This window comes from Streptococcus sp. 22.1 (assembly GCF_016648645.1).
Lineage (GTDB): Bacteria > Bacillota > Bacilli > Lactobacillales > Streptococcaceae > Streptococcus.
This window is the reverse complement of sequence record NZ_JACLQK010000043.1, coordinates 1-3,022: the sequence shown is the minus strand read 5'-3', so window position 1 is coordinate 3,022 and position 3,022 is coordinate 1. Positions and strand designations below refer to the sequence as shown.

Sequence of the window (3,022 nt, the reverse complement as noted above, 5' to 3'; positions counted from 1 at the left end):
CCTGCTACTACTGAAAATGTTGCTAGCACAGAAAACACCACAAATGTCTCAGAACAAGCCACAAATTCTACAGCAAGCTTTGAAGTTGCCAGTGAGACTGCTTCAACTACTGCAAGCGAAAGTCAAGCACCTGCAGAATCAGCCACAGGCCAAACACGTGAAGCCGTAACTACAGACCGAGCTGCCAATGAGACTGCAACAGCAACCGCAGATACCAATAGTGAAACCAATGTCACCGGTGGTCAATACTATAGAGACGAATATGGCTACTGGCATTACAAAGATGCTAGCGGTAAAGACCTGACTGGACCACAAACTATTGATGGCGTTAAGGTCTACTTTAGAGATAGTGGTGTTCAGGTTAAAGGGGAATTTACCTGGGACGGTCACTATTATGACAAAGATTCTGGTGCTCTTGTTACTAATAAATTCGTTGAGAGTTACGGTAGCACCTATTACCTAGATGAAAATGGCAATAAAGTAATCGGTCCCAAAGAAATTAATGGGGAATGGAATTATTTTGACGACTACGGTGAACAAGTTAGGAATAGATTTGCTTCTGATGGCCGTTATTACGACAAGGACGGAAAACAAGTTGATTTCGGGACAAACCGTTATTTTCAACTTGGTGATTATTGGTTTTACGCCGGTAAGGACGGTGCTATCTTAAAAGGTGAGCAAACTATTGATGGCGTTAAGGTTTACTTTTATCAAAGCGGCGTTCAAGTCAAAGGGTATTTTGTTAGAAATGATACTGACAATAAAGAACATTATTACGACAAAGATTCTGGTGCACTAGTCACTAACAACTACGTTATTGCCTACGATAACTATACCCACCAAAATGAACGCTACTATGTGGATGATCAGGGTGTTCGTGTAAAAGGTGCTAAAACTATAAATGGTAAACAGGTTTACTTTACATATGATGGAAGACAGGTCTTCGACAATTTTGGTGACGATGGCTACTTCTATGGGCAAGATGGTAACCGAGTCGACCTAGGCACAAACCGTTATGTTCAAATTAAAGGCAACTGGTACTACATCGGTAACGATGGAAAAATCTTGACAGGTGAACAAACTATTGATGGCGCTCATGTCTACTTTGGCTATAACGGTATCCAAGTGAAAGGAGATTTTGACTACAACAAACAATTTCACGATAAAGACTCTGGAAATCTAGTTACTAATCGTTTCGTAACAGTTAAAGACAAAACCTACTTTATCGGAGCCGATAGCAAGGCCATCAAAGGAGCAACCGTCATCGACAACGTTGAATACTTCTTTGATAATGAAACTGGTGCACAAGTTAAGGGAGATTTTGCTAGTAACGATAAATACTATGATGGAATTACTGGTGCACTCGTAACCAATAGCTATGTCCAAGTTGGTAAAAACTGGTACTATGTAGGAAATGACGGAAAACCTCTTAAAGGCTCTCAAACCATTAACAATGTTCCTGTATACTTTGACCCTTATGGGGGTAGACAAGCCAAAGGTTTCTTTGGTAACGATGGCTACTTCTACGACAAAGATTCTGGTGCTAAAGTAGATTTGGGAACAAATCGCTATGTCCAAGTTAATGATAATTGGTACTACGTCAATGCTGAAGGTAAGATTCTAAAAGGGGACCAAATCATTGATGGAGTTCAAGTCAATTTTAATTCATATAACGGTATTCAAACTAAGGGGGAATTAGTTGATTCTAATGGTCGAGTAATCAGTGAAGAGAACTACAATACTTATGAAACACCTAGTAAGTTCTATGATAAAAATTCTGGAGCTCTTGTAAAAGGTCAATACTTCAGCCATGATGGTAAATGGTACTATGCAGATGCACAAGGTAATATCCTTAAAGGCTCACAAACCATTGATGGGGTACACGTTTACTTTGATGATGATGGTGTTCAAGCTAAAGATGCTGTTCTTAATGGTTACTACTACGATAAAGATAGTGGTGCAGGGAAAGAACTCCCTCGTGATCAGTTTATTAAAATTGGTAACGAGTTATACTACCTTAGCAGTAATGGAAGAACTGGGGAAATAAATATTGATGGGAAGGATTACTATATTGAGCAAAACGGAAAGGTTCTTCGTGGTTCCTTTAACATATATCAAAATCCACCTTACTATGATGATGAAACTGGCGAAGCTGTAGAAAAAGCTGGTTTTGTTAAATCTCGCGGTAGTTGGTTCTACCTAGAAAATGGTAAAAAAGTCGCAGGTTTCAAAAAAATTGATGGGAAACTTTACTATTTCTCTGCCAATCCAATGAACAAATACGAAACAAACGAACAAGTTCGTGGAAAATTAGCTAGACCTAAGTTTTATATTTCTTTTCCTAGCAGGGCAGAAGACAACCCAACTTACTACTTCGACGCTGAAACAGGTGCTGCTGTAACCAACCAATTCGTCTATGCAGATGGACACTGGTACTACTTCGGTAAGGATGGTAAGGCCCTCCTCTTCGATCAAGTCATCAATGGTCAACACCTCTACTTCGATTATGAAGGTAAACAAGTGAAGGGTGATTTCGTTACAGACTACAAGGGAACTCGTTATTACGATGAAAACTCTGGTGAGCTCGTAACCAACGAAACACGTACCATCAATGGTGTGACTTACCACTTTGATGAAAATGGACGTGCAAAGCAATTGTAAGATAAGTCAGGAAATCGACTAAAATTATTCTTATAAGACATCTATACTAAGGAAGTTGATTAATTTCAACTTCCTTTTAAAAATCCAAGAAAATAATTTTTGTCTACTTTAAGAAAACTATAGGCTTTGCTTTATATACTATAACCATCCTAAAACTTTTCTTTTTCATAATCTCCTAAATCCAAGGCGCAGGTCCTGGATTTTTTGTGTTTTTAAACTCTTACGACTGATAAAATTTTGATATTTGATATTCACTCTCTTTTCTATGTAATCGTTTTCTTATCTTTGTCTAAATTTCTTATATTTTCTTGAAACTCTCTAAAATAGCGCTATAATAGAATTTAGGAAATGGAGGAAAAAT

1 protein-coding gene is annotated in these 3,022 nt (G+C 38.1%); it reads left to right on the top strand.

Translation table 11 applies throughout. From position 1 onward, the window contains the following. Positions 1 to 2,661, top strand: a 2,661-nt coding sequence (locus tag H7U04_RS11220; RefSeq protein WP_201059841.1) for a glucosyl transferase, incomplete at its 5' end; no start/stop codon positions are given. Between the last annotated feature and the right edge of the window lie 361 nt (positions 2,662 to 3,022).